Annotated in this window: 29 protein-coding genes; 24 read left to right on the top strand and 5 right to left on the bottom strand. The window is 62.0% G+C overall.

Annotated elements, in window-relative coordinates:
* Positions 1-184: 184 nt before the first annotated feature.
* Together CTR2_RS18485 and CTR2_RS18480 are read right to left on the bottom strand one after the other, a co-directional pair.
* Positions 185-937 carry a GntR family transcriptional regulator gene (locus tag CTR2_RS18485; RefSeq protein ID WP_087081990.1) on the bottom strand — a complete coding sequence of 251 codons (753 nt, stop codon included), beginning with the start codon at positions 935-937 and terminating at the stop codon, positions 185-187.
* A 4-nt stretch (positions 938-941) separates the two neighbouring features.
* Entirely contained in the window at positions 942-2,639 is a 1,698-nt protein-coding gene (locus CTR2_RS18480) for a sigma-54-dependent Fis family transcriptional regulator (RefSeq protein WP_087081992.1), read from the bottom strand.
* Positions 2,640-2,944: 305 nt separating this feature from the next.
* Here CTR2_RS18480 and CTR2_RS18475 point away from each other — a divergent pair, with 305 nt between their 5' ends.
* From CTR2_RS18475 to CTR2_RS18430, 10 genes are all read left to right on the top strand, one after another.
* Positions 2,945-3,136, top strand: a complete 192-nt coding sequence (locus CTR2_RS18475) for a phenol hydroxylase subunit (RefSeq protein WP_087081994.1) — start codon at positions 2,945-2,947, stop codon at positions 3,134-3,136.
* Positions 3,137-3,177: 41 nt separating this feature from the next.
* The gene (locus CTR2_RS18470; RefSeq protein WP_087081996.1) at positions 3,178-4,170 is read left to right on the top strand and encodes an aromatic/alkene monooxygenase hydroxylase subunit beta; all 993 of its coding nucleotides are present in this window, start codon (positions 3,178-3,180) and stop codon (positions 4,168-4,170) included.
* Between the two features lie 11 nt (positions 4,171-4,181).
* Positions 4,182-4,475, top strand: coding sequence for an MmoB/DmpM family protein (locus tag CTR2_RS18465; protein ID WP_087081998.1), 294 nt, complete (start codon positions 4,182-4,184; stop codon positions 4,473-4,475).
* A gap of 47 nt (positions 4,476-4,522) precedes the next feature.
* Positions 4,523-6,133, top strand: coding sequence for an aromatic/alkene/methane monooxygenase hydroxylase/oxygenase subunit alpha (locus CTR2_RS18460; RefSeq protein WP_087082000.1), 1,611 nt, complete (start codon positions 4,523-4,525; stop codon positions 6,131-6,133).
* Positions 6,130-6,483, top strand: a complete 354-nt coding sequence (locus CTR2_RS18455; RefSeq protein WP_087082002.1) for a phenol hydroxylase subunit P4 — start codon at positions 6,130-6,132, stop codon at positions 6,481-6,483. The genes CTR2_RS18460 and CTR2_RS18455 overlap by 4 nt, the downstream gene beginning before the upstream one ends.
* 59 nt (positions 6,484-6,542) lie before the next feature.
* Positions 6,543-7,616 carry an NADH:ubiquinone reductase (Na(+)-transporting) subunit F gene (locus CTR2_RS18450; protein ID WP_087082004.1) on the top strand — a complete coding sequence of 358 codons (1,074 nt, stop codon included), beginning with the start codon at positions 6,543-6,545 and terminating at the stop codon, positions 7,614-7,616.
* A 7-nt stretch (positions 7,617-7,623) separates the two neighbouring features.
* On the top strand, positions 7,624-7,989 hold the full coding sequence (locus CTR2_RS18445) for a 2Fe-2S iron-sulfur cluster binding domain-containing protein (RefSeq protein ID WP_087082007.1): 366 nt from the start codon (positions 7,624-7,626) through the stop codon (positions 7,987-7,989).
* Between the two features lie 10 nt (positions 7,990-7,999).
* Entirely contained in the window at positions 8,000-8,944 is a 945-nt protein-coding gene (locus tag CTR2_RS18440) for a catechol 2,3-dioxygenase (RefSeq protein ID WP_087082009.1), read from the top strand.
* A 282-nt stretch (positions 8,945-9,226) separates the two neighbouring features.
* A complete protein-coding gene (locus CTR2_RS18435) occupies positions 9,227-10,117 on the top strand; it encodes a SphA family protein (RefSeq protein ID WP_087082011.1) in 891 nt (296 codons plus the stop codon).
* Positions 10,118-10,128: 11 nt separating this feature from the next.
* Positions 10,129-10,581: a GlcG/HbpS family heme-binding protein gene (locus CTR2_RS18430; RefSeq protein WP_087082014.1), complete on the top strand. Its 453-nt coding sequence runs from the start codon at positions 10,129-10,131 to the stop codon at positions 10,579-10,581.
* A 28-nt stretch (positions 10,582-10,609) separates the two neighbouring features.
* Here the strand turns inward: CTR2_RS18430 and CTR2_RS18425 are convergent, their stop codons facing one another.
* Positions 10,610-11,506: a LysR family transcriptional regulator gene (locus CTR2_RS18425; RefSeq protein WP_087082016.1), complete on the bottom strand. Its 897-nt coding sequence runs from the start codon at positions 11,504-11,506 to the stop codon at positions 10,610-10,612.
* A gap of 112 nt (positions 11,507-11,618) precedes the next feature.
* Here CTR2_RS18425 and CTR2_RS18420 point away from each other — a divergent pair, with 112 nt between their 5' ends.
* The 10 genes from CTR2_RS18420 (at position 11,619) to CTR2_RS18375 (ending at position 20,306) form a co-directional block, all read left to right on the top strand.
* On the top strand, positions 11,619-13,073 hold the full coding sequence (locus tag CTR2_RS18420) for a 2-hydroxymuconic semialdehyde dehydrogenase (protein WP_087082021.1): 1,455 nt from the start codon (positions 11,619-11,621) through the stop codon (positions 13,071-13,073).
* Positions 13,074-13,245: 172 nt separating this feature from the next.
* A complete protein-coding gene (gene dmpE / locus CTR2_RS18415) occupies positions 13,246-14,028 on the top strand; it encodes a 2-oxopent-4-enoate hydratase (RefSeq protein ID WP_087082023.1) in 783 nt (260 codons plus the stop codon).
* A 160-nt stretch (positions 14,029-14,188) separates the two neighbouring features.
* Positions 14,189-15,112, top strand: a complete 924-nt coding sequence (aphF, locus tag CTR2_RS18410) for an acetaldehyde dehydrogenase AphF (protein ID WP_087082025.1) — start codon at positions 14,189-14,191, stop codon at positions 15,110-15,112.
* A gap of 12 nt (positions 15,113-15,124) precedes the next feature.
* A complete protein-coding gene (aphG, locus tag CTR2_RS18405; protein WP_087082027.1) occupies positions 15,125-16,162 on the top strand; it encodes a 4-hydroxy-2-oxovalerate aldolase AphG in 1,038 nt (345 codons plus the stop codon).
* Positions 16,163-16,252: 90 nt separating this feature from the next.
* Complete coding sequence (locus CTR2_RS18400; RefSeq protein ID WP_140400996.1) at positions 16,253-16,540, top strand: type 1 periplasmic-binding domain-containing protein; 288 nt, start codon at positions 16,253-16,255, stop codon at positions 16,538-16,540.
* Positions 16,537-16,815, top strand: coding sequence for a hypothetical protein (locus tag CTR2_RS18395; protein WP_140400997.1), 279 nt, complete (start codon positions 16,537-16,539; stop codon positions 16,813-16,815). The genes CTR2_RS18400 and CTR2_RS18395 overlap by 4 nt, the downstream gene beginning before the upstream one ends.
* A 44-nt stretch (positions 16,816-16,859) precedes the next feature.
* Positions 16,860-17,651, top strand: a complete 792-nt coding sequence (dmpH, locus tag CTR2_RS18390; protein ID WP_087082031.1) for a 2-oxo-3-hexenedioate decarboxylase — start codon at positions 16,860-16,862, stop codon at positions 17,649-17,651.
* A 277-nt stretch (positions 17,652-17,928) separates the two neighbouring features.
* Positions 17,929-18,909 (top strand): tripartite tricarboxylate transporter substrate binding protein, encoded by a 981-nt coding sequence (locus CTR2_RS18385; RefSeq protein ID WP_087082033.1) that lies wholly within the window; start codon positions 17,929-17,931, stop codon positions 18,907-18,909.
* A 192-nt stretch (positions 18,910-19,101) separates the two neighbouring features.
* A complete protein-coding gene (gene aphI, locus CTR2_RS18380) occupies positions 19,102-19,293 on the top strand; it encodes a 2-hydroxymuconate tautomerase AphI (RefSeq protein ID WP_087082035.1) in 192 nt (63 codons plus the stop codon).
* Between the two features lie 602 nt (positions 19,294-19,895).
* Positions 19,896-20,306 carry a VOC family protein gene (locus tag CTR2_RS18375; protein WP_087082037.1) on the top strand — a complete coding sequence of 137 codons (411 nt, stop codon included), beginning with the start codon at positions 19,896-19,898 and terminating at the stop codon, positions 20,304-20,306.
* A gap of 251 nt (positions 20,307-20,557) precedes the next feature.
* On the opposite strand, the gene CTR2_RS18370 is transcribed toward CTR2_RS18375, so the two are convergent.
* Positions 20,558-20,941, bottom strand: a complete 384-nt coding sequence (locus tag CTR2_RS18370) for a hypothetical protein (RefSeq protein WP_087082039.1) — start codon at positions 20,939-20,941, stop codon at positions 20,558-20,560.
* 80 nt (positions 20,942-21,021) lie between these two features.
* On the opposite strand from CTR2_RS18370, the gene CTR2_RS18365 reads away from it, so the two are divergent.
* Positions 21,022-21,291 carry a hypothetical protein gene (locus tag CTR2_RS18365; protein ID WP_087082041.1) on the top strand — a complete coding sequence of 90 codons (270 nt, stop codon included), beginning with the start codon at positions 21,022-21,024 and terminating at the stop codon, positions 21,289-21,291.
* A 276-nt stretch (positions 21,292-21,567) separates the two neighbouring features.
* Positions 21,568-21,930 (top strand): hypothetical protein, encoded by a 363-nt coding sequence (locus CTR2_RS18360; RefSeq protein WP_087082043.1) that lies wholly within the window; start codon positions 21,568-21,570, stop codon positions 21,928-21,930.
* Between the two features lie 146 nt (positions 21,931-22,076).
* Here the strand turns inward: CTR2_RS18360 and CTR2_RS18355 are convergent, their stop codons facing one another.
* On the bottom strand, positions 22,077-23,018 hold the full coding sequence (locus CTR2_RS18355; protein ID WP_087082045.1) for a LysR family transcriptional regulator: 942 nt from the start codon (positions 23,016-23,018) through the stop codon (positions 22,077-22,079).
* Between the two features lie 140 nt (positions 23,019-23,158).
* Here CTR2_RS18355 and CTR2_RS18350 point away from each other — a divergent pair, with 140 nt between their 5' ends.
* Both CTR2_RS18350 and CTR2_RS18345 read left to right on the top strand, forming a co-directional pair.
* On the top strand, positions 23,159-24,385 hold the full coding sequence (locus tag CTR2_RS18350) for an FAD-dependent monooxygenase (protein ID WP_087084520.1): 1,227 nt from the start codon (positions 23,159-23,161) through the stop codon (positions 24,383-24,385).
* A 397-nt stretch (positions 24,386-24,782) separates the two neighbouring features.
* Complete coding sequence (locus CTR2_RS18345; RefSeq protein WP_087082047.1) at positions 24,783-25,925, top strand: porin; 1,143 nt, start codon at positions 24,783-24,785, stop codon at positions 25,923-25,925.
* The last annotated feature ends 20 nt before the right edge of the window (positions 25,926-25,945 follow it).

Here is a 25,945-nt window from a genome sequence, read left to right as displayed (position 1 = left end):
TACGGCTGGCGGGCACCGCTGCGAGCTGGCTTTTTTGCTTCACTCATCAGCACGAACGTGCCTGAATGGCAGCGGCAATCGAGTGGATTGACTGCCCTTAGACAGGTAGACATACCCTGTCTATCCTCTGGCACTGTCCCATCCAGCACAGACAGCTACCAAAATGATAAAGCTGTGCTGCAGTTCATACCTCCCCTTCCGGCCGGGTGCCAGGCAACACCAGCTTGCCTTCGCGCATTGCCTGCAGCAGTAGATGGGGGGTGGTGCAAATATGGGCTTCCAGGGCCAGGGCCGCGCGGGCCTCGTGGCCAGCCATGGCGAGCTCGAAGATCTCCTGGTGCTCGGCATGCACATCGCGGGTGAGCGCGGGCTGCTCCATGGCGTAGCAGCGGTAGCGCTCGCTATGGCGCGCCAGCAGACGCAGCACCTTCAATGTCCAAGGGGATGCATAGCCGGAGAGCAGGGACTCGTGAAAGCGCACATTCAATGCCTCCCACTGGCGGCGGTTGTCGCTGGACAGCGGTTGCTCGGCTGCCGAGAGCTCGTCATAGCTGGCCTGCAACTGGGCCCGCCAGGCTGCGTCGCCATGGCGTATGGATTCACGCAGTGCATGGGTTTCGATATGTACCCGCAGGCGGGTGATGTCCTGCAGGTCGTCCATGGCGATGGTGGAGACGCGAAAGCCGCGCTGGCCTTCGGTTGTGACCAGGGCATCACTGACCAGGCGCGTCAACGCCTCCCGCAAGGTGCCTGCACCATCCTCGTAGGCCTGGCGCAGATGCTCTATGCGCAGCTTGCTGCCAGGCAGCAGGCGGCCTTCGACAATATCGGTGCGCAGCCGGGCATAGGTTTGCTCGGTCAGGGTGCGTGATGCCTCGCCGCCGCTGGATTCAGCCTCGGGCATGGCCAGGCATTGCACAAAGGATTTCTTGGCCAAGCGTTTACTCCTCGATGCTGCGTTCACGGATGCGTGAGAGCCGGTAGCTGAGTTGGGGGCGGGTCATGCCCAGGGCGCGGGCCGCTGCTGCCAGATTGCCGCTGGCGCGGCGCACGGCCTCTTGCAACAGTCGGTCTTCCAGGGCGTCCAGCGAAAGCCCCTGGTGCTGCATGCTGTCGTAGACACTGGCCGTGTGCAGATCGCCATTTGTGCCGCAGGCCTGGGCCAGATGGCCTTGGTCGTCTATGGTGCTTTGGCCGTTGTCGCTCCATTGGGGGAACAGGCAAGCCACATCAATGGGTTCGCCGGCCGGCGTGAGGATGAGGCCGCGTTCCACCAGGTTCTCCAGCTCGCGCACATTGCCGGGCCAGCTGTGGCCGCGCAGCGCGGTCAGCGCCCGGTCGCTGAAGCCCGGGGCCGGCTTGCCGTGCAAGGCCGAGTATTTCTGCAGCAGATGCATTGCCAGCAGCTCGATATCGTCCACGCGCTCGCGCAGCGCGGGGATGCGTATGGGGTAGACGTTGAGGCGGTAGAGCAGGTCGCGCCGAAAGCGCCCCTGTTCCACGGCTTTTTCCAGGTCCACATTGGTGGCGGCGATCACGCGCACATCGACCTGGGTGCTGCGGTGGCCGCCCAGGCGTTCCACCTCGCCGCTTTGCAGCACGCGCAGCAGCTTGGCCTGGGCGGCCAGGGGCAGTTCGCCCAGCTCGTCCAGCATCAGCGTGCCGCCATGGGCGCGTTCAAAGCGCCCTATGCGCGTGGCCGTGGCGCCGGTGAAGGCGCCTTTTTCGGCACCGAACAGCTCGCTCTCTATCAGGTCGGCGGGCAGGGCCGCGCAGTTCACGGCCACAAAGGGTTTGTCGGCGCGCGGGCTCATGGCATGCAGGGCGCGCGCAAAGCGTTCCTTGCCCACGCCGGTCTCACCCGTGAGCAACACGGTGACCTGGGTGGGAGCAGCCTTGGACAGCAGCTCCAGCGCGGCCTGAAAGGCGCGTGAATGGCCCAGCAAGGGGCCCTGGCTGTCGCAAGGGCCCAGGCCGGTACGCAAGGCCTCGACCTGGGACTGCAGCTCATCCAGGCGTACCAGCATGGAGTCGGGGTCGTAGTCGCGTGCGATCTGTTCACCATCGGGCCACTCATGTTGAAACCGGCCCTCTATCAGGCAGTGTGCGTGGCCGCAGGTGGAGCACTGCATTTCCTTGAAAAACACCGGGCGACGGAAGAACGCGCTGGAGTAACCCGAGGCATAGCCCAGCAGCATCCAGCACGAGGGCTGGTCCTGGGGACCCCATTCGCGCAAATGGATTTCCGCTTCCCAGCTGTGTTCCCAGCGCACCACGCATTGAAAGTGGCCCGCCTGCTCATCGGCCTCAAAGATTTCCGGCGTGGCGCGCACCGCACCCTCCAATCTGTGCAGCTGGGGCCCAACGGCAAACATCTCGAACAGGCTGGCCGTGGGCCGTATCTGGCGTGCCAGCAGCGCATCGCGCTCACCTGCGGCATAGCCGGCACGCAGCAGCAGGCGCCGCGTGTGATCGGGGCCCATGGTGTTCATCATTTCGCGGCGCAAGGCGTGAAGAGAGGCCAGGTGCAGCAGCAACATGCGCTGGCCCGAGAGCCAGATCAGTCCGTCTTCGGTGGAGAAGCGGACCTGGCTGCGCAAATCGGCATCGGAGGGTAAGGCGGGGGGAGTGTGGGGCATTAGAAAACTATCGATAAAACATTAAATTCTGGCTACGGGATTGACCCGCATCCCCTGCCTTGAACTGCTGGCGCAATTGATGAATTGCGAACCTTTGCATGGCGTGCTTGATCATTTGATCATGCTGCACTGCAGTAGGCATCGAAGCACTGCGGCTGCAGTCCTAGGGTTTGCCCGGAAATCACTGTTACCCAGCTTGCTCAAACACGTACAAATTTAGGGAGTAACCCTAGATTTATCGATATTTTCATGAACTGGCACGGGCTGTGCAATTGCAAAGGCCATAGACCCGCCAGGAGCCCCTCATGGAAACAAGCACTCTCGATCTTCCCGCCTGCGATCTCACGCGCCGCTCGGTGCGCGTGCTGCAAAAGCGCGCCAACGGTTTTGTGGACTTCGAGTTCTCCGTGGGCTGGCCCGAACTCACGGTGGAGCTGGCCATGACAGAGGCCGACTTTGAGGCTTTCTGCCAGGTCCAGAAAGCCAGGCTGGCCTGACCATCACTCACGCATCCCACGACAACACAGGAGACAAGCCCATGAATATCGAGCTTTCGGCGCGCGAGATACAGCCTCTGCGCCATACCTTTGCCCGCGTGGCAGCCTACACGGGAGACAAGCCCGCGTCGCGCTATCTGGAGGCCACGCTGGGCGTGCAGCCAACACATCACTTCCATTACCGGCCGCTGTGGGAACCAGAGTTCGAGCTGTTCGACACCGGCCGCACAGCGATCCGCATGGCCGACTGGAACGCGTTGCGCGATCCACGTCAGTACTACTACGCCACCTGGACCATGACTCGTGCCAAGCAGCAGGAGGCCATGGAAGCCAACTACCAGTTTGTGGAGTCGCGCAATCTGGCCGGCAAGATGTCCGATGCCCTGCGCGCTAAGGCCTGCGATGTATTGATGCCGCTGCGCCATGTGGCCTGGGGCGGCAATATGAACAACAGCCAGATCTGTTCACGCGGCTACGGTACGCCCTTCACGGCTCCGGCCATGATGCATGCCATGGACCATCTGGGTGTGGCCCAGTACCTCACGCGCCTGGGCCTGGTCATGGACGAGCCCGGCGTGCTTGAGGCCGGCAAGAACGACTGGATGCAACACCCGGCCTGGCAGCCGCTACGCCATCTGGTGGAAGACCTGCTTGTGGTGCAGGACCCCATGGAGCTGTTCGTGGCTCAGAACATGGTGCTGGACGGACTGCTCTATCCCCTGGTCTACAACCACTTCGTGGACGAGCGTGTCACGGTGCAGGGCGGCACGGCCGTGGCCATGCTCACGGCCTTCATGCCCGAGTGGCACACCGAGACCGCACGCTGGATCGATGCCGTGGTCAAGGTGGCTGCAGCCGAATCCGCAGACAACCGCAGCCAGCTGTCGCGCTGGTATCTGAGCTATGCCGACCATGCCGGCGTGGCACTGGCCGCCGTGGCCGAACTGGCCCTGGGTGAGCGTGGCGCGGCCGTGCTCAGCGAAGTCCGCCAAAGCCTGGATATCCGTGCCCGCAAGGCTGGTCTGGACATCTGAGGAGCAGCGCCATGAGCACATCTGCCAGCACCCCCGTCTCCAAGGTGTTCATCGCCTTTCAGGACAACGAGGAGTCGCGCCCCGTGGTGGACGCCATCCTCGCCGACAACACCCACGCCCAGGCCGTGTACTCGCCCGGTCTCGTGAAGATCGACGCCCCTGGCCGTCTGGTCATACGTCGCGCCAGCATTGAAGAACAGACCGGTCGCCCCTACGAGCTGCAGCAGCTCCAGATCAATCTGGTCACGCTGTCCGGCCATGTGGATGAGGACGACGACGAGTTCTCCCTGAGCTGGAACCAATAAGAGCTGCTCACCTAACACCACTAGAAAACGCCATCCAAGGAGACACCATGGACGCACCTGTAATCAAGAAAAAGCTGGGCCTCAAGGACCGCTACACCGCCATGACACGTGGCCTGGGCTGGGAGACCAGCTACCAGCCCATGGACAAGGTCTTCCCCTATGACAAGTTCGAGGGCATCAAGATCCACGACTGGGACAAGTGGGAAGACCCCTTCCGCCTGACCATGGACGCCTACTGGAAGTACCAAGGCGAAAAAGAGAAAAAGCTCTACGCCGTGATCGAGGCCTTTGCCCAGAACAACGGCCAGTTGGGCGTGACCGATGCGCGCTATCTCAACGCGCTCAAACTGTTCATTCAGGGCGTGGTGCCGCTGGAGTATTACGCCCACCGCGGCTTTGCCCATGCGGGCCGGCATTTCACCGGTGCGGGGGCACGCGTGGCGGCGCAGATGCAGTCCATCGACGAGCTGCGCCACTTCCAGACCGAGACTCATGCGCTGTCCAACTACAACAAGTACTTCAACGGCATGCACAGCTCCAGCCACTGGTTCGACCGGGTCTGGTTTCTGTCGGTGCCCAAGTCCTTTTTTGAAGATGCGCTGAGCGCAGGCCCGTTCGAGTTCCTCACGGCAGTGAGCTTCTCCTTCGAATATGTGCTGACCAATCTGCTGTTCGTGCCCTTTATGTCGGGCGCGGCGCATAACGGCGATCTGTCCACCGTGACCTTTGGCTTCTCGGCGCAAAGCGATGAGTCGCGCCATATGACACTGGGCATCGAATGCATCAAGTTCATGCTGGAGCAGGACCCGGGCAACGTGCCCATCGTTCAGCGCTGGATCGACAAGTGGTTCTGGCGCGGCTACCGCGTGCTGACCCTGGTGGCCATGATGCAGGATTACATGCTGCCCAAGCGCGTGATGAGCTGGAAGGAAGCCTGGGAGATGTATGCAGAGGAAAACGGCGGCGCTCTGTTCCGCGACCTGGCGCGCTACGGCATCCGCGAGCCCGCAGGCTGGAAGCTGGCCTGCGAAGGCAAGGACCACATCAGCCACCAGGCCTGGAATATCTTCTACAACTACACGGCGGCCGCACCTTTTCACACCTGGGTGCCCGGCGAGCAGGAGATGCAGTGGCTGTCCGAAAAATACCCGGACAGCTTTGATAGGCACTACCGTCCCCGCCTGGAGCACTACCGTGCCGAGCAGCAGGCCGGCAAGCGCTTTTACAGCAAGACCCTGCCCATGCTGTGCACCACCTGCCAGATCCCTATGGGCTTCACCGAGCCCGGTGACGCCACCAAGATCTGCTATCGCGAGTCCGACTACGAGGGCAACAAGTACCACTTCTGCAGCGACGGCTGCAAGCATGTCTTCGACGATGAGCCCGAGAAGTTTGTCCAGTCCTGGTTGCCCGTGCACCAGATTTACCAGGGCAACTGCTTCAAGCCCGACGTGGATCCCACGGCCGAAGGCTTTGACCCGCTGGCTGCCGTGCTGGACTGGTACGGCATGAATGCGGGCCGCGACAACATGGATTTTGAGGGTTCGGAGGATCAGCGCAATTTCGCGGCCTGGCGCGGCGATCCGCCACCGGCAACCTCGGCCAACAACGCAGCCAGTAGCGCTTCCGCCAACCCCAGCCAGGAGGCCCAGCCATGAGCGTCACCGCACTCAAGCCCTATCGCTTTCCCGCCAAGGATGTGCGCGAGAACTTTCCCGCGCCTCTGCTCTATATCGGCTGGGAAGACCACCTGATGTTCTGCTCGCCCGTGGCTCTGCCGCTGCCGGCCGATATGCCTTTCGGTGCGCTGAAGGCCGTGCTGCCCGATGTCTATGGCGCCCACCCCGACTTTGCACGCATCGACTGGAGCGAGGTGCAGTGGTTCAAGTCGGGCCAGCCCTGGTCGCCCGATGCGTCCAAGTCGCTGGCCGACAACGGCCTGGCGCACAAGGACGTGATCCGCTTTCGCACTCCGGGCCTGATCGGCATCCAAGGCTCCTACAGCTAACCACCCTGGCGGTTGCTGCGCTGGCCTGGCCGGTGCTGCAGGAATGAGAGCGAGACGATATGAGCTACCAACTGACCTTAGAACCCCTGGGCGCCTCGATTGAAGTAGAGGAAGGCCAGACCCTGCTGGACGCCGCGCTGCGCCAGGGCATTTACATTCCTCATGCCTGCGGCCACGGCCTGTGCGGCACCTGCAAGATCCAGGTTTGCGACGGCGATGTGGACCACGGCGCAGCCAATCCCTTCGCGCTGATGGACATGGAGCGCGAGGACGGCATGACGCTGGCCTGCTGCGCCACGCTGCAGTCCGACGCCACCATCGAGGCCGATTTCGAGGATGAGCCCGACGCGCAAATCATCCCCGTGCGCGACTTCGCGGCTGCGGTGGTGCGCATCGTCGATCTGACGCCCACCATCAAGGCTCTGCACCTGCGCCTGGACCAGCCCATGCGCTACCAGGCGGGCCAGTATGTGCAGCTGCGCATACCCGGTCTGAGCAAGGAGCAGGGCGGTTCGCGCGCTTTTTCCATCGCGAACGCGCCTGGCGCCGATGGCTGCGCCCAGGAGATCGAGCTCAATGTGCGCCTAGTGCCGGGCGGTGAGGGAACGGGCTGGCTACACAAGCATTTGAGCGAAGGTGACAGCCTGCAGCTGGCCGGGCCCTATGGGCGCTTTTTTGTGCGCCATTCGGCACGCCAACCCATGGTCTTCATGGCCGGGGGCTCGGGGCTTTCCAGTCCGCGCGCCATGATTTTGGAGCTGCTGGCCAATGGTTGCGAGCAGCCCATCACCTTGGTCTATGGCCAGCGCTCGCGAGAGGAGCTGTACTACGACGACGAGTTTCGCGCCCTGGCCGCGCAGCACCCGCATTTCACCTACATCCCCGCGATATCTGGCGATGACTGCGGGGATTGGCAAGGCGCACGTGGCTTTGTGCACGAGGCTGCGCAAGCCCATTTCCAAGGCGGCTTTGCGGGTTGCAAAGCCTATCTGTGCGGGCCACCACCCATGGTCGAGGCCTGTATTTCCACCCTGATGCAGGGCCGGCTGTTTGAGCGCGACATCTACACCGAGAAATTCCTCTCGGCCGCCGATGCGCAAGGCGCGCGCAGCCCCTTGTTCAAGCGTGTCTGAGGCCGCCATGCCAGCCATGCAAAACGTGCAAGTCAGCGTGGAGCAAACCGGCGATACCTATGCCTGCGGCACCCACGAAAGCCTGCTGAGTGGCATGTTGCGCCTGGGGCGCAAAGGCATTCCGGTGGGCTGCGTCAACGGCGGCTGCGGCGTCTGCAAGGTGCAGGTGCTCGAAGGTGCGGTACGCCATCTGGGTCCCGTGAGCTGTGCCCATGTGAGCGATCTCGAACGCGATCAGGGCTACACCCTGGCCTGCCGTGTAGCCCCGCTGGAGGCCGTGCGCATTGCGGTGGCACAGCGCCTGCACAAACCATTTTTTCTGCGGGCGGCCTCCCCGGCGCCCACAACCCACGGCACACCAACAAGCAACTAAGGAGACAAACATGGGTGTAATGCGAATCGGCCACGCTAACTTGCGCGTGATGGACATGGATGCTGCGCTCAAGCACTACGAAAACGTGCTGGGCATGAAGGTCATGCTGCGCGATGCAGCGGGCAATGTCTACCTCAAATGTTGGGACGAGTGGGACAAGTACTCCCTCATCCTCACGCAAAGTGATCGCGCCGGCCTCAATCATGTGGCCTACAAGGTGCAAAACGATGCCGACCTCGACAGCCTGCAGGCACGCATCGAGGCCTGGGGTGTGAAGACCACCATGCTGCCAGAAGGCAGCCAGCCCACGGTGGGCCGCATGCTGCAGTTCGATCTGCCCAGCGGCCATGAGATGCGTCTGTACGCCAAGAAGGAGTGCGTGGGCACGGACGTGGGCTCTCTGAACCCCGACCCTTGGCCCGATGGTCTCAAGGGCGCAGGTGCGCACTGGATAGACCACTGCCTGCTGATGTGCGAGATGAATCCCGAGGCCGGTATCAACACCGTGGAGGACAACACCCGTTTCATGGCAGAGTGCATGGACTTCTTCCTGACCGAGCAGATTCTGGTCGGCCCCGAAGGCAATATGCAAGCCGCGACCTGGATGGCGCGCTCCACCACGCCGCACGACATCGCCTTTGTGGGCGGCCCCACCTCGGGCCTGCACCACATTGCCTTCTTTCTGGACTCCTGGCACGACGTGCTCAAGGCTGCCGACGTCATGGCCAAGAACAAGGTGCGCATCGACGTGGCTCCCACGCGCCATGGCATCACGCGCGGCGAGACGATTTACTTCTTCGACCCCAGCGGCAACCGCAACGAGACCTTTGCCGGTCTGGGCTATCTGGCCCAGCCCGATCGCCCTGTGACCACCTGGAGCGAGGACCGTCTGGGCAGCGGCATCTTCTATCACACGGGTGAGCTTGTGGCGTCGTTTACGGATGTGTACACCTGAGCATTCCCTGAGGCGTAGACGCGCCTTTCCCCTCTCAGGCTTCGCCGGAGGGGGCGACAGCCTCACTGCGGGGCGGCGCGTCCGGCGTAGGTCCTTGCTCGCTATTCCAGGCGAAAGGGACGTGGCATGCGACATGTGGAAATTATTTGCGCTGAGCCCCTGCCTTTGCTCCCTCGCCCCTTTGGGGAGAGGGTGGGCGTGAGAGGTTGCTGGCCAAGGCGTAGAGCACATGCGTGGTGCATGACCCCCCGAGACATCTGTGAACCCACCTGAAAGATAGAAATGAACCACAAGATTGCATCTGCTGCCCTGGCCCTGCTGGGTACGCTGGCAGCCTCGGCCGTGCAGGCCGAAGGCCATTACGTCCCCGGTGTGGAGGGCATGCAAGGCCCTAGCGTGCCGCCGCCCGGCGTGTACTACCTAGGCTATATGGTGAACTACAGCATCGACGATTTCCGCGCGCCGGGCAGCAGCGACAGCCTGCCCGGCCACAACCGTGGAACCGTGACCGCCCTGGCCAACCGTTTTGTCTGGATCACCAACTACAAGCTGCTCGGTGCCGACTACGGCATGGAAGCCATCGTGCCGGTGATGCGTACCTCACTCACGGTGAATGCGGCCGGCATTTCCGATAGCCGTTCGGGCGTGGGCGACGTTTATCTGGGGCCGCTGGTGCTGGGCTGGCATGGCCCGCAGTGGGACGCTGTGGCAGGTGCCGGTATCTGGCTGGATTCGGCCAGCAGCCGCGATCCGGCTTCGCCGGGCAAGGGTTACAAAAGCACCATGCTCACCGGTGGCCTGACCTATTACTTTGACGCTGCCAAGACCATTTCGGCCTCGGGTCTGATGCGTTTTGAGCGCAACGGCAAGAACGATATGGGCTTTCGCAACGGCAACCAGGTGACGCTGGAGTGGGGTCTGGGCAAGCATTTTGGTGCCGTGCAAGCCGGCCTGGTGGGTTACAGCCAGTGGCAGATCAGCGATGACAAAGGCCCGGGTGCCACGAGCCAGCATTCCTCGCGCCATGCACTGGGCGCAGAGCTGGTCTACCCGGTGCCGGGTGCAGGTGTGTTCCTCAAGGGCGCGGTCTACAAGGAAGTCAGCGCCACGGCCGGCACGGGGGCCCTGCCCAAGGGGTCGCTGGTGCGCTTCACAGTAGTCAAAGCATTTTGAGGAGGCTTGACATGCTGGACTCACTGATGGTTTCTCAGCCCGTGATCCGCACCGACGCCGCCTTGCGCGCCGTGGGTGCGGCCGTAGCCAAGGCCGTGGAATTGGGCGTGCGTGTCAATGTGGCCGTGGTGGATGCGGCTGGGGTGCAGGCCGCGTTTGTGCGCATGACGGGCGCACCCCTGCACTCCATGGACATCGCCACGGACAAGGCCTATACGGCCGTGAGCTTTGGCCTGCCCACGGGCCAGTGGAATGAGGCCTTGGCCCAGCATTCGCTGGCTGTGCGCCAGGGCCTGGTACTGCGACCGCGCTTTGTGGGCTTTGGCGGTGGGCGGCCCATAGTGGTGGAGGGCGCACGCATTGGCGGCATCGGGGTGTCCGGCGGCAGCGAACAGCAGGACGAGATCATTGCCGAGGCCGGCCTGCAGGCCCTGGGCCTAGTTGAGGACCAGCAAGGTGGCTAGAGCCTGGCGCCTGCCAGCCCCTCCAGGCCTAGGTTTTGCCCTGGCCCGCAAAGGTGCGCACCATGTCCAGAAAGGCAGCCAGCACCGGCGATGCATCGTCGCTGCGGTACAGGCAGCTGAGCTCGATGTCACGCAAGTGGTGCGAGTGCAGCGGCCGGTATTCCACGCCGGGCAGGCGCAAGCTGGTGGCCGAACGCGTGGTGATGCAGGCGCCAAAACCGCCTGCAACCAAAGCCACGCAGGTCAGCACATCTTCCACCGACTGGGCCACGTTCAGACGCAGGCCCTCGCGGTGGAAGGCATTGCTGACTTCCTGGGCCAGGCCATGCAAAGAGAGATTGGGGTAGAGGATCATGGGCTCGTTGTCGAGCTCGGACAGTGTGACCTCTTCGCGCGCGCACAGCCTGTGCGTGGCGGGCAGGCCCACGACCAGGGCTTCTTTGAGCACGGTCTGCACGCCTATGCCAGGTTCTGCAGGCACCAGCCGGTTGAAGCCAATCGTGATTCTGCGTTCGCGCAGCGCCTGCAGTTGCTCGTCCTTGGTCTGGTTGTGCAGCGCTATGCGCACCTCGGGCCTGGCCTGGTGAAACGCCGCCAGCAGGCGCGGAATCACGTCCAGCACGCCGGAGCCAAAAATGCCCACGTCCAGCTGGCCAGTCAGCCCCTGACCGGCTCTTTGCGTGCGCTCGCGGGCGCGGTCGGCCAGCGACAGGATGTTGGGCACCTCGTCCAGCAGGGTCTGGCCTGCCTCCGTCAGCTCCACGCCCTTGGAGGTGCGCACAAACAACTCGGTGCCCAGCTCCTCTTCGATGGCGCGTATCTGCCGCGTCAGCGGTGGCTGGGCCATGTGCAGCCGGGCCGCGGCTCGGCCGAAATTCAGCTCCTCTGCCAGCGCCAGAAAGTACCTCATCTGCCTCAAGTCCATGGGGTGGCTCCTTGATACCTTTTGGGTATCTATTTTGGAAAATTCAGTATTGGACAGTATTGAACACCGAATTTATCGTTGCTGCAAAAGCATGCGTGACAGGAAGAAAACCATGAAAGACATCCAGAACTTCATCAACGGTGCCTACGTTTCCACGGGGCGCAGCTTCGACAAGCACTCACCGCTCACGGGCAAGGTGATTGCCAAGGTGCATGAGGCCGGCCGCAACGAAGTCGATGCCGCCGTGACTGCAGCGCGCACTGCGTTGAACGGACCCTGGGGCCGTATGAGCGTGGCCGAGCGCGTGGAAAAACTCTATGCCGTGGCCGATGGCATCAACCGCCGCTTCGAGGAGTTTCTGGCCGCCGAATGTGCGGACACGGGCAAGCCGCGCAGTGTGGCCAGTCATATCGACATTCCGCGTGGTGCGGCCAACTTCAAGATCTTTGCCGACGTGGTCAAGAACGTGCCCACCGAGTTCTTCGAAATGGCCACGCCGGACGGGCGTGGTGCGATCAACTACGGCCACCGTGGCCCGGTGGGCGTGGTGGGCGTGATCTGCCCCTGGAATCTGCCCTTGCTGCTGATGACCTGGAAGGTAGGCCCGGCCCTGGCCTGCGGCAACACCGTGGTGGTCAAGCCTTCCGAGGAATCGCCCCAGACTGCAGCCCTGCTGGGCGAGGTCATGAACGAGGCTGGCATTCCGCCTGGCGTCTACAACGTGGTCCATGGTTTCGGCCCCGATTCGGCCGGCGAGTTCGTCACCAGCCATCCCGGCGTGGATGCCATCACCTTCACCGGCGAGACGCGCACTGGCGAGGCCATCATGAAGGCTGCGGCCAAGGGCGCGCGCCCCGTGAGCCTGGAGATGGGGGGCAAGAACGCCGCCATCGTCTTTGCCGACTGCGATTTCGACGCGGCCATCGATGGCACGTTGCGCTCGGCCTTTGTCAACAGCGGCCAGGTCTGCCTGGGCACGGAGCGCGTCTATGTGGAGCGCCCGATTTACGAACGCTTTGTGGCCGCGCTGAAGCAGCAGATCGAGGGTTGGAAGATCGGCGTGCCAGAAGACGATGACACCAAGCTGGGCCCGCTGATCAGCAAGGAGCACCAGGCCAAGGTGCTGTCGTATTACCAACTGGCGGTGCAGGAAGGCGCCACCGTGGTCACCGGCGGCGGCATGCCTGACCTGGGGGCCCAGTATGCGGACGGCGCCTGGGTGCAGCCCACGATATGGACCGGCCTGCCCGAGACGGCACGCGTCATCAAGGAAGAGATCTTTGGTCCCTGCTGCCATATCGCCCCCTTCGATACCGAAGAAGAGGTGCTGACCAAGGCCAATGACAACGTCTACGGCCTGGCCAGCGCCATCTGGACGCAAGACCTGGCCCGCGCCCACCGCGTGGCCCAGCGCATGCATGTGGGCATTTCCTGGGTCAACAGCTGGTTTCTGCGCGATCTGCGCACGCCTTTTGGCGGTGCCAAGCAATCGGGCATCGGCCGCGAAGGCGGTGTGCATTCGCTGGAGTTCTATACCGAGCTCAAGAACGTTTGCATAAAGCTTTGACCACATCAACCCCTGAGGCGCTGTGAGCCTGCCCCAAGGGGGGGAGACACCCTCGGTGCGGGGCGGCGCGGCCGGCTCAGGCCCTTCCTCGGTGTCTCCGAGTTGGGCTGCGCCAGTTTCACAACGCGAGTCCCGGACATGAAGACCATCTGCCAATTTTCTGAGATTTTTTATGAACGCTGAACTGCACCAGACCCTGGGCGACGAACTCCACGCCGCCCTGTGCGGGCGCCAGGCCATCGAGCCGCTGAGCGCGCGCCACCCCGAGATCACCATCGCCGACGCCTACGCCATACAGCAGCGCATGCTGGCGCGCCGCCTGGAGGCGGGTGAGCGCGTGGTTGGCAAGAAGATAGGCGTGACCTCCAGGGCCGTGATGGACATGCTGGGCGTGTTCCAGCCCGACTTTGGCTGGCTCACCGATGGCATGGTCTTCAACGAAGGTGAGGCCGTATCGGCGAGCAGCCTGATACAGCCCAAGGCCGAGGGCGAGATCGCCTTTTTGCTCAAGAAAACGCTCCAGGGCCCGGGCGTGACGGCAGCCGATGTGCTGGCCGCCACCGAGGGGGTGATGGCCTGTTTCGAGATCGTCGACTCCCGCATCAGCGACTGGAAGATCAAGATCCAGGACACCGTGGCCGATAACGCCAGCTGCGGCGTCTTTGTGCTGGGAGATCGCCTGGTCGACCCGCGCGATGTGGACCTGGGTACCTGCGGCATGGTTCTGGAGAAAAACGGCGAGATAGTGGCCACGGGCGCGGGCAGCGCGGCCCTGGGCCATCCGGCCAATGCCGTGGCCTGGCTGGCCAACACCCTGGGCGCCCACGGCATTGCGCTGGAGGCCGGGGAAGTCGTGCTCTCCGGCTCGCTGGCCGCCATGGTGCCGGTCAAGGCCGGGGACAACTTGCGCGTTTCCATTGGCGGCATCGGCGGTTGTTCCGTCCGATTTATATGACCCCCCTGAGTCGCCTCGCGCCTTCCCCTCGAGGGGGACGACAGCCTCGCGGCGGAGCGGCCCTAGCTCGCTGTCCCTGACCTGGGCCCCGCCAGTTCAAAGCTTGGCGCGCTGAGATAAGTCGGCAGCAACACATAAGCAATTTCTGTGGAGACAAAAGATGAGTCAAAAAATCAAATGCGCGCTGATCGGGCCGGGAAATATCGGCACCGACCTGTTGGCCAAGCTGCAGCGCAGCCCCGTGCTGGAGCCGGTGTGGATGGTGGGCATAGACCCCGATTCCGATGGCTTGAAGCGGGCGCGTGAAATGGGCATCAAGACTACGGCTGAGGGCGTGGATGGACTGCTGCCGCATATGCACGTCGATGGCGTGCAAATCGTGTTCGACGCCACCAGCGCCTATGTGCATGCCGAGAACTCGCGCAAGGTCAACGAACGAGGTGCGCTGATGATTGACCTCACGCCGGCGGCCATAGGCCCTTTCTGCGTGCCCCCGGTCAACCTGATACAGCACCTGGGCAGCGGCGCCATGAATGTGAACATGGTCACCTGCGGAGGGCAGGCCACCATCCCCATGGTGGCGGCGGTGAGCCGCGTGCAGGCCGTTGCCTATGGCGAGATCGTGGCCACCGTGTCCTCCAAGTCCGTGGGGCCGGGCACGCGCAAGAACATTGACGAATTCACGCGCACCACGGCAGGTGCGGTGGAGAAGGTGGGCGGTGCCAAAAAAGGCAAGGCCATCATCGTCATCAACCCGGCCGAACCCCCTTTGATGATGCGCGACACCGTGCACTGCCTGACCGAGGACGAGCCCGACCAGGCCGCCATCACCGCCTCCATCCACCAGATGCTGGCCGAGGTGCAGAAATACGTGCCCGGCTACCGCCTGGTCAACGGCCCGGTGTTTGACGGCAAACGCGTCTCCGTCTTCCTCGAGGTCGAGGGCCTGGGCGACTACCTGCCCAAGTACGCGGGCAATCTGGACATCATGACCGCCGCTGCCGCGCGCACGGCCGAGATGTTCGCCGAACAAATGCTGGCCGGCAAGCTCACGCTCGCACCCGTGGCCCCTATAGCCGCCTGAAGGAGAGGCAACATGGAACTCAAAGGCAAGAAGATCACCGTCCACGACATGACGCTGCGTGACGGCATGCACCCCAAGCGCCATCTGATGACGCTGGAACAGATGAAGAGCGTGGCGCAGGGCCTGGATGCGGCCGGCGTGCCGCTGATCGAGGTCACGCACGGCGACGGCCTGGGCGGAGCCTCGGTGAACTACGGCTTTCCCGCGCATAGTGACGAGGAATACCTGTCCACCGTGATCCCGCTGATGAAGCAGGCCAAGGTCTCGGCCCTGCTGCTGCCCGGCATAGGCACCGTGGACCACCTGCAGATGGCGCATGAGCTGGGCGTGACCACCATCCGGGTGGCCACGCATTGCACCGAGGCCGATGTGAGCGAGCAGCACATCACCGCCGCACGCAAGCTGGGCATGGACACCGTGGGCTTTCTGATGATGGCGCATATGAACAGCGCCGAAGGTCTGGTCAAGCAGGCCAAGCTGATGGAGGGCTATGGCGCCAACTGCGTCTATGTGACTGACTCGGCAGGCTATCTGCTGCCCGACCAGGTCAAGGAACGCATTGCCGCCGTGCGCGCAGCGCTCAAGCCCGAGACTGAGCTGGGCTTTCACGGCCACCACAACCTGGCCATGGGCGTGGCGAATTCCATCGCCGCGGTGGAAGCCGGCGCCAACCGCATCGATGCGGCGGCTGCAGGCCTGGGCGCCGGTGCGGGCAACACCCCCATGGAAGTGCTGGTGGCCGTGTGCGAGCGCATGGGAATTGAGACCGGCGTCGATGTCTGGAAGATCCAGGATGTGGCCGAAGATCTGGTCGTGCCGCTGATGGACTTCCCCATTCGCGTGGACCGCGACGCGCTGACCCTGGGCTATGCGGGCGTGTACGGCAGCTTTTTGCTGTTCGCCAAGCGGGCCGAGAAGAAGTACGGTATTTCTGCGCGTGATCTGCTGGTCGAGCTGGGCCGGCGCGGCATGGTCGGCGGCCAGGAAGACATGATCGAAGACACGGCGCTGACCATGGCGCGTGCGCGCGGGATCAAGGTCGCAGCATGAAGCGCCGCGCCCTGCTCAATGCATCGGCGGCCTGGAGCCTAGCACAGTCCACCCAGGCCTCTGCGGCCGATGATGGCAGCGCGCTGCGCATTGCCATCATCTCGCACGACACCAGGGCGCTCGCGGCCTTTGCGCGATGCCAAGGTATCCATGGTCACGGGCGTGCTGCCGCCGCACATGGCGATCGCATTTCACGCAGCTGCACACGAGGTCGGCTACCAGCCACGCATGCTCTCCCTGGCCAAGGCCTTTGCATTTACGGACGCCGTGGGCCAGATCGATCAGCCGAGTCTTGCGCTGACCAACGAAGTCTGGTGGTCGCCGGCCTGGCCTTTCAGCTCGGGCTATACCAGCGCGAGTTCGGCCCAGGTGGCGTGAGAGTACGAGACGCGCACCGGCAAGCCCTGGGCGCAGACGCTGAGCTTTTCCCATGCCATGGTCGATCTGGCCGTGCAGTCCGCGTCAAGGCCAGGACCGTGGTCGGGCCGCTGAGCTTCTCAGGCCGCTTGCCCCGCCGCAAGGTCTGCTCCACACCCACAGTGGGCGGTCAATGGCTGAATAACGCACAGGGGCGCTGGGTGCTGGAAGTCGTGGACAACACGCGCTCGCCCCTCATTCCCGTCACGGCCGAGCTCACCCTGGGTCAGACCTGAGCAGGCCTTGCCCGTCCATTCATTTTCGATATTCGGAGCACCACATGGCACTTTACCCCGCCACCATTGAACAACTGGCCGAGCACCTGGAGAACTGCGAGCTGCAGGCCCACGATACCTTGAAGATCACCGACGCCCATCCCGATATGGACTGGGACGATGCCTACGCCATTCAGGCCGCCATCCTGGCGCGCAAGCTGGCGCGCGGCGCGCGCGTGGTGGGCCTCAAGGCCGGGCTGACCTCGCACGCCAAGATGAAGCAAATGGGTGTCACCGATCCGGTGTTCGGCTTTCTGGTGGACTACTTCAGCGTGCCTGATGGCGGCACGGTCAAGACCTCGGAGCTGATCCACCCCAAGGTGGAGCCCGAGATCGCCTTTGTGCTCAAGCATGCGCTCAAAGGGCCTGGCTGCCACATCGGAGCCGTGCTGGCCGCCACTGACTTTGTGATGCCCGGCATCGAGGTCATTGACAGCCGCTACCGCGACTTCAAGTTCGACCTCAAGAGCGTGGTGGCCGACAACACCTCGGCCGCGCGCTTTGTGGTCGGCGGCCAGCCCGTGCGTCCCGATGCCCTGGACCTGCGCACCGTGGGCCTGGTGCTGGAGAAAAACGGCCAGCCCGTGGCCATGGGTGCCGGTGCGGCGGTGCTGGGCCACCCAGCAGCGGCCATTGCCATGCTGGCCAACCACCTGGGCCGGCGTGGTCAGGAAATTCCGGCGGGCAGCCTGATTCTGTCGGGCGGCGCTACCGAGGCCATGGCGGTGACCGCTGGCGACCATGTTTGCTTGCGCGTGCAGGGGATGGGCAGTACCTCGATTCAGTTCACCTCCTAAGCCGCTTCGCGTCGTCCCCCTCTCTCTTCGGGAGGGGGACGATGCCCTCGCTACGGGGCGGCCTGTGCTCGGAGTCCCAGGCCTGAGCCGCACCGGGCTTTGAGGCATTTGGGATTTGAGCCAGAGCGGGCTTGTAAAGCAGGAGGGCGCTTGAACCCGCACCACAACGGGAAGGCTGCGCTTCAGGCAAGGGATTGCAACAGCGCTAAGAGCTGTCTTGGCGCCTCCAAATGATGCGCACCATCAAGTTTTTTCAGAACGACAACGGAGACAAGCAATGCAAAGAAGAGAGTTGATGACAGCGGTCGCCATGGCTGCCGTGGCCGTGGGCCTGCCCGGGCGCGCCCTGGCGCAGGCCGGTTATCCCACGCGCCCGGTGCGCATGATCGTGCCGTTTCCTGCGGGCGGCCCCACGGACGTCATGGGCCGCGCGGCTGCCAAGGCCATGTCCGACAAGCTGGGCCAGCCCTTTGTGGTGGAGAACAAGGCAGGGGCCGGCGGCAATATCGGCACGGACGCCGTGGCCAAAGCCGCAGCCGACGGCTACACCATAGGGCTCACAGCCATCAGCAGCCTGGCCATTGCGCCCCACCTGTACAACAGCGTGCCTTTTGATGTGGAGAAGGACTTGCGTCCCATCTCCCTGGTCGGCACCACGCCCTGCGCGCTGGTGATCAACCCGGGCGCGCCGTTCTCCGACCTCAAGGGCATGGTGGCCTATGCCAAGGCCAATCCCGGCAAAGTGAATTACGCGACCTCGGGCATTGGCACTAGCAACCATCTGGCGGCCGAATTGCTGCAGTCCGTGGCCGGCATCCAGCTGATCAATGTGCCCTACAAGGGCTCGAGCCAGATCGTGCCCGACCTGCTGTCGGGCACGGTAATGATGAGCATGGAAAGCTCGCTGGCCACGACCTTGCAGCACATCAAGGCTGGCAAGCTGCGGGCCATTGCCGTGACCTCGCCCCAGCGCTCCAAGGCCTTGCCCGATGTGCCCACTGTGGCCGAGTCGGGCTACCCCGGCTTCGAGGTCGAGACCTGGTTCGGCCTGGTCGCGCCGGCCGCTACGCCCCAGGCCGTGATCACCAAGCTGCACCAGGCCTGGGAGGTCGGTGCCAGGACGGGCGAGGTACAGCAGGCCTTTGACAACATCTCGGGCAATCTGCGCGTCAACACGCCCCAGCAGTTCGCCGATTTCATCCGCGCTGAGAACAAGCGCTGGGGAGACTTGATTCGCAAGCTGGGAATTAAAGCGTAAGTACCCCCTGAGCTCCTGCGCGGTCTTCTCCTATCTCTTTTTGGGTGGGGCCACGCTCCCTCCCGTCCCCAGGTGGGCCAGGGAGGTTTTGGGCGCTGTGCCCTGGGCCTGGGCTTTGCTACCTCATCCTTTGGGATGAGGGGCTGCCCACCAAGCGCAGCGCAATCGATAACTGATGGAAAAAGGTGCCATATGCCATTCGCACAAATCTACATGCTGGAAGGCCGCAGCGAGGAACAGAAAAAGGCGGTGATCGAAAAGGTTACCCGGGCCCTGGTCGAGGCCGTTGGCGCTCCCTCCGCCAATGTGCGGGTCTGGATACACGATGTGCCCAAGGAGAACTGGGGCATTGCCGGCGTCAGTGCCAAAGAACTGGGGCGCTGACCGGACGGAGGTTCAACCTCTCTTGATCGCCTCGGTCTTAAATTTTTCAGGATAAATCGACCAGAGTCTGTAGATGGTTCAAAGCCTCCTATTTCCGTTCCAATAGGAGCACCTGGATGTACGGCCCCGGGAAGTCATGGTGCATTCTTCAGCCTGGAACAGCAGAAGGCACTATGGCAATCCGCCTGTATGGCAGCGCCCGCACAACGCCGCGTAGCTGCTGGCGTCAATGTCCGGATGGCCGTTATGGAGCGGTGACCGATAGGTCGCGATGCGGCTACGAACAGCGGCAATCGCTGTACAGCAGTAGTAGATCAACGAGGCTTGAGCGGGTGCAATGGGTCGATAGCTGCCTTGGAACACTGGCGACTCTCGGTTGCGGCCATTGTCAGCCTGCGACCTGAACGACAGCTAACGCGGTTGGCTGACACTGGTGCGGCTGGATATGATGTATCAATAGCCACCCGCTCCGAAACTGGGAAGCTGTGGTTACCTGGGCAGGAAGACGGCCTCGCATCCAGCATGCAGCTCCTGGACGAACTGTTGACGTCGCTCGCCAACGCCTGAAGATTCCCTCTCAACACAGACCTTGAAAGTCTCAAATGTCCAAGAAAATCTTCGTCAATCTGCCCGTCACTGACCTGCTGAAGGCCAAGTCCTTCTATGAAGCAATCGGCGCCGTCAACAACCCGCAGTTCAGTGACAACACCGCCGCCTGCATGGTCGTCTCCGACAGCATCTACGTGATGCTGCTCACCCACTCGAAGTGGGCCACGTTCACCCAAAAGCCTATCGTCGACGCCCATGCTGCCAGCGAAGTCATGTTGTGCCTGAGCGCCGACGACCGCGCGGCCGTCGACAGCATGGTTGAGGCCGCTTCTGCTCACGGCGGCAAGGCGGACGTGAACCCCTTGCAAGAACACGGCTTCATGTATGGGCGCAGCTTCGAGGATGTAGACGGCCACATCTGGGAAATCATGTTCATGGACATGAGCCAGATGCCTCAAGGCTGACGCAACCTCGACCATCGGCAACGCCTGCTTATGGACGTCTTCTAGTCTGCCTGCGCGGCAATGAATGATGCAGGCCGCCTGTTCAGGCCGGTAGCACTGGTTTATGGACTTCGCTGACAGCCTGACTTCTCCGGCAGGGATCGCATATCGGGGTGTCCGCTTCCTGGCATATCCGTGTGCTCACACTATCGGCCAGAAGCGAACCTCCGAGCGCAGCTTTACAGGCCCCCATTTTCACTGCCTGCAACGGCTCATCGCTTCAGTTGACGTGAATACGTCAGCAATATTGAATCGAACCTGGAACAGTCAATCACTTTTGTTGACAGGTACTCTTGAGCGCCCTTGGATATATCGTTAACGATGATCGCCCTGGCTGCTGTCTGATCATCTTTTGACACGCCTTGCTTGCTTACTTGCTTCTCGATAGCTACAAGCGCTGCCGAAAAAAGGACTCCACTCTTATTCAGCCAGTTGTCATAGGATTGGTTGGTCGGTATGCCTTGCCCCTCGCAATACGCAGAGCTATGCTTGGCAAGCTCAAGAACCTGGAGCTTTTGCACAGCCTCTGAAAACGACATGGCTTGCGTGGCACTAAAGAAGAAAATCGTTGATATCGCGAGAAAAGATGTTGTCATTTTTAGCGACAGATTGAAAGATCAAGGGCTCACCCGACCTCATGGAAAAGAGTGCTGACTAATGCGATCAAGGATTTTCGATGAGCGAAGTAATTGCCTTGCTGCTGTGGTGCTGTATCGATTTTGTGCTGATATTTACTGGAAAAATCGTTGTCGCCATTGCAAGCTTCGGTCAATGGCGTGGAGAGAAGCTGCGCAGCAGTGAAGGACGTCTATATAGCGGAGCAGGAGCACTTTGGTTCAAGCGCGATGGGCAGAGAGTCGTCACCGCCACAGGTTTGCTGTTTGTCGGAGTGCTGTTCTATGTGCTACTTGCACTGATATCTTTTTGGTATTTTTCTAGAAAATAGCTGATTGCAACGCATCTACAGGGAATTCCGCAGTCCGGTCATGAACAGATTGCCAATCAGGAGCACATGTCGGCATCTGAGCAGGTAAATGCCGCGTTGATTTTCGGAAGCTGGCCGTGTCCTGCCGGTGCCACGTTCAAGATCACTCCGTTCAAGCCTTCAGGTATCGCGTACCGCTACAAAAGAAATCTTTCAAGTCAGAGACAAAGCATGTGAAGACACTTGGCGGACTAGCCGTGCTCTGTCATGCCGTGTTTAGTTCAAGTGAGGTCTCACATGAACGCTTTGGTCATCGCTCTTGTCACTATCCTGCCCTTCGCTGGCATTACTTTCGCTCTGTATCGAGCGCTCCAGCATGAAGTAAATCAGCAAAGAATCGCACCTCTTCTTGCCAGCTTCATAGTGTGGTTCGCAGTGCTGTGCCTGCCGTGGCTGCTTACTTTTCTCTGGGCGCTTATCGCGGCTTACATTTTTCAGAGTCTTATTGCTTTGCAAACCGCCGCATGGGATGTTGGCCTTGCCATATCGCTTTATTTCGGAATGTGTTTGTCGTATCCAGTCGGCGTATTGGCTGCAAGTCTCATCACCTGGCGATTTCTCAACCAGCCACCTCATAGGCCTTTCGAAAGCACAAGCTGACCCCCGCTTTACGACACGGGACTCACCACTATGGGTCGATCTACGATTGGCACAGCCTGGTTATAGGCTGGCATTGAAAAAGTCATACCAAGCGACTGCGTGCACTCGAAAAGACTCGACTTTGAGTCCGGTGCGCCACTTGGGTCCTAGACCTTTGTACGTGGTCTTGGGTCCGTGGGAGGGCTTCCCGATCCAGCCAACCGTAGCTGTATCAATTCCAGCAGCGCCCGGACACGCGCAGTCACGGAATGGCGATGGCTGTATGCCCCCAGCAATTGCAGTGGCGCGGGACACAGGTCCAGTGGTACCTCCTGCAATCGGCCCGTAGCAAGGTCTTCCTGGCAGGGATAAGCCGCCACAATCGCGAAGCCGATGCCTTGCCGTGCGCCTGCCACGGCCAGTTCTCCGCTGTTGACGCGGTAGCGGCTGCGGACCGGCACCTTGACGATTTCGCCCGCAGCGTCCTGAAACTGCCAGGGCTGGCCCTTCAGCGCACTGAGGGTGGTGATGCAGGGCAGAGACTTCAACTCGCGCACATGGCGTGGCATGCCGGTCCTGGCCAGCAAGGAGGGGGCGGCAACCACGATGCTGGGCAGTGTGGCGAGTTCGCGGGTGATGAAAGCACTGTCCTCCTGATGGCCCCGGTGGAAGACGATGGAAAGATCGACGTCCTCTCGAAGCACCTCCAGCCCGGTCATCCGGGTATCGCATTCGAGTTCGATACCTGGATGGAGGCTACAGAATTCGGCGAGGATGGGAGCCAGCAGCCTTGGCGCCTCCCCAGGCATGCACATCTTCAGGGGACCGCGCAGTTCGCGCTGTACCGCGCCAAGCTCTTCCTGCGTGGAGAGCAGGGTGTCGAGCAAGGGCTTTGCTCGTTCGTAGAGCAGTCGACCGGCTTCCGTCATGCGCAGATGGCGGGTGCTTCGCTCCAGCAGGCGTGTGCCGAGCCTGCGCTCCAGTGCGGCAACGTGGCGGCTGACGTTGGACGAAGGCATGGCCAATAGACGCGATGCGCCAGCAAAGCTCTGCTCATCAACAACTGCCGCATAGACACGGACAGTATTCAGATCGAGTGCATCGCGCATTGATTATCCCGCTTGAGGTATGAAAACGTCCCAATTCTGCATGCTAGTTCTCTGTGGTGGCGAAATCTAAGATGCCCTTTTGCCCGATGTGACGCGGTGGACCGTGCACCGGGCACTGTATGAGCAAGGAGAGCTGCAGCGTGGAAATTGGAATACTTGGCGCCGGCATTGCGGGCCTGAGCGTGGCACTGGCATTGCGCCAGCGGGGTTACAGCCCTCGGGTCTATGAGCGCCGTGGGGTGCCCTCAACCATGGGGGCCGGCGTGACGCTCTGGCCCAATGCCAGCTTTGTGCTGGAGGACTTGGGACTGCTGCAAGACATTGGTGCCATCGGCGGTCGACTGCGGAGCGTGCGTCGCCAGGATGCGACAGGAAATCCGCTGGGGGGCCTCGATATCTCCATGTTGGACCGGACGATGGGATACCCGACCTACACGGTGCTGCGCAGGCACTTGCAGGAGGTGTTGCTGGACCATGCGGTACGGGCGGAGATTCCGGTGGAGTTCGGGCGCCGGGCGGCGGCCATTGAGCAGGATGTTCATGGCAGAGCCGTGGCCCATTTCGAAAATGGCGCGAGCATCCGCCCGGATCTGCTCATTGGCGCCGACGGCCGCATGGAGTCAGTGGCGCGCAAGTTTGTCGCAGGGGACAACACACCTGTCTATCAGGGCTTCGTGAACTGGATCGGTGTGGCGCAGGCGCCGCAGGCGCTGGTGGACGATATTTCGATTCAGGACTTCTGGGGGGCCGGCGAGCGCTTTGGTTGCGTGCCGATTCGACCCGACCTGGTGTACTGGGCTGCGGCGAAGGCACGGCCCCTACATGAGACCACGCCCACCGCAGATATGCGCAAGGAGGTCGAAGATCTGTTCGCGGAATGGCCTGAGCCGGTCTCAGGCATCATTCGTGCCACGTCCGCAGATGCCATCCGGCTGATTGCGGTGCATGACCTGGAGCCGCTGCATACATGGAGCCGGGCGAATGTGCTGCTGGTTGGCGATGCCGCGCATGCGCCGTTGCCGACGTCGGGGCAGGGTGCCTGCCAGGCGCTGGAAGATGCGTGGCATTTGGCCCGGTGCCTGGATGGCGCAAGCGACGGATTGGACGACGTCTTTCAGGCGTTTGCAAATATCCGTGCTTCGAAAACCGCAAGGCTGGCGGAGCAGGGTCGGGTCTTCGCACGCGGGCTGTTCGCCACCGATCCTGAAACCTGCCGCATCCGCAATGAGCGTGCCAAGGCGTCCGATCCTATGCATGACGTGCAGGTCTTGGCGGCCGGATGGGGACAGGGCCTGCCAATGCCTGGCTGCACCGACTGCACGCCGGCGCAGGAGGGAGGCATCGGCAGCCTGTACCGCATTGAATGACATGCGCTGGATTCCACGCGGATAAAAAGCCATGTCGCCAGTGACGAGAGTCGCGCGGCTCGGCTGAGCTTTTCAGGTGCTGGATGTGCCTCGTCGGTTTTTATTCAGGCGCCTCTTTCTATGCATCCGGCTAGCGCGCATGTGTGCACCAGCCGGTAAGCGCTGCATAGCAGGCATGGTCGTTGACACTTGAACGACCGCAACGGGTGGATCTGCGACTGTCGCAGTCCGGTCAGGAACTGCCGGTAGCTAACGCTCCGCATGCACCGCTGCTGTTACTTTCATGTCACACAGTACAAGCGTCACAAAAAGTACTTATGTGTTGCTTAGAGTTCCGGCAGCGGTTGCAAGAGAGCCACCGCCATTCCCTCTGATAAGTTCCGTTCGTATCTCGCCAATGAAAAATCATAAAACGTGCTCGCGTACTCTGGCAATCGTGGTTGGCTCATTCCTAGCCTCTTCTTCCAGTCTGGCCCTGGCACAGTCTTCCATCACCATTTTTGGCGTAGTGGACGTCGGCATCACCAGTGCCAAGTCCGGCAGCAACAGGCTCAATGCTTTGAACTCCAGCCAAGGCAAGACCAGCCTGATTGGCTTTCGCGGCACGGAAGATCTCGGCGGCGGCAATCAGGCTCAGTTCTGGCTCGAAGGTGGCCTCAGCCCTGACGCCGGCAGTGGCGGCAGCAGCGGCTCTCTGGGTTTCGAGCGCCGTTCCACTATCGGACTGATCAACAATTCCTGGGGTGAAATACGCCTGGGGCGCGACTACACCCCCAGCTACAACATCTTCACCGCGTTCGGGGGCCCCGACACAACCACCGGCGTGCAGGCCAACCTGTTCCAGACGATCCGCCAGACTGCGTATAACGCCGCCAGCCAAAATGGCACGGTGGATCGCACGCGCATCAGCAACTCCGTGGGCTACTTCCTGCCGCGCAACCTGGGCGGTGTCTACGGCCAGTTCTCGGTTTCCTTTGGTGATGAAAACGCCTCCAACTCTGGCGCAAGCAAGGCCCGCAGATACATAGGCGGTAACCTGGGCTATCGCTCTGGCCCGCTGAACGTGGGTATCGGTTACGGCAAGATCGACGGCACTACAGCCGTGACTTCGCCCAGCGCCATCGCCGCAACCAGCGACCTGGAAGACCTGGTGCTGGGCGCTTCATACAACTTTGGTAGTTTCGTGCTCAATGGCGGATACAACAGCCTTAAGTGGAAACCCGTCAGCGGCGCAACCTCCGGGAAGGTGGACGGCGTCTACCTGGGCGCAACCATCCCCGTGGGGCCAGGCAGCTTCCGCGTCAAGTACGCCAGCGCCAAGTTCAGCGGTAACGCCACGGCCCTCACACGCAGCGGTGGCAAGACCGACAAGTATTCGATCGGATATGTCTACGACTTCTCCAAGCGCACCTCCATGTACGCCGGGATTGCGCGTGTCAACAACAAGAATGGCGCCAGCATTGGCTTGATCGGCGGCCCCGCAGGTGTCGCCAACACCGGGTCGACTGGTGTGGATATCGGCATCAGCCACTCATTCTGAGCGGCACGACGCTTCTTTCC

Origin of the sequence: Comamonas thiooxydans, assembly GCF_002157685.2 — a bacterium.
Lineage (GTDB): Bacteria > Pseudomonadota > Gammaproteobacteria > Burkholderiales > Burkholderiaceae_C > Comamonas > Comamonas testosteroni_H.
This window is presented reverse-complemented; position numbering and strand designations above follow the sequence as displayed.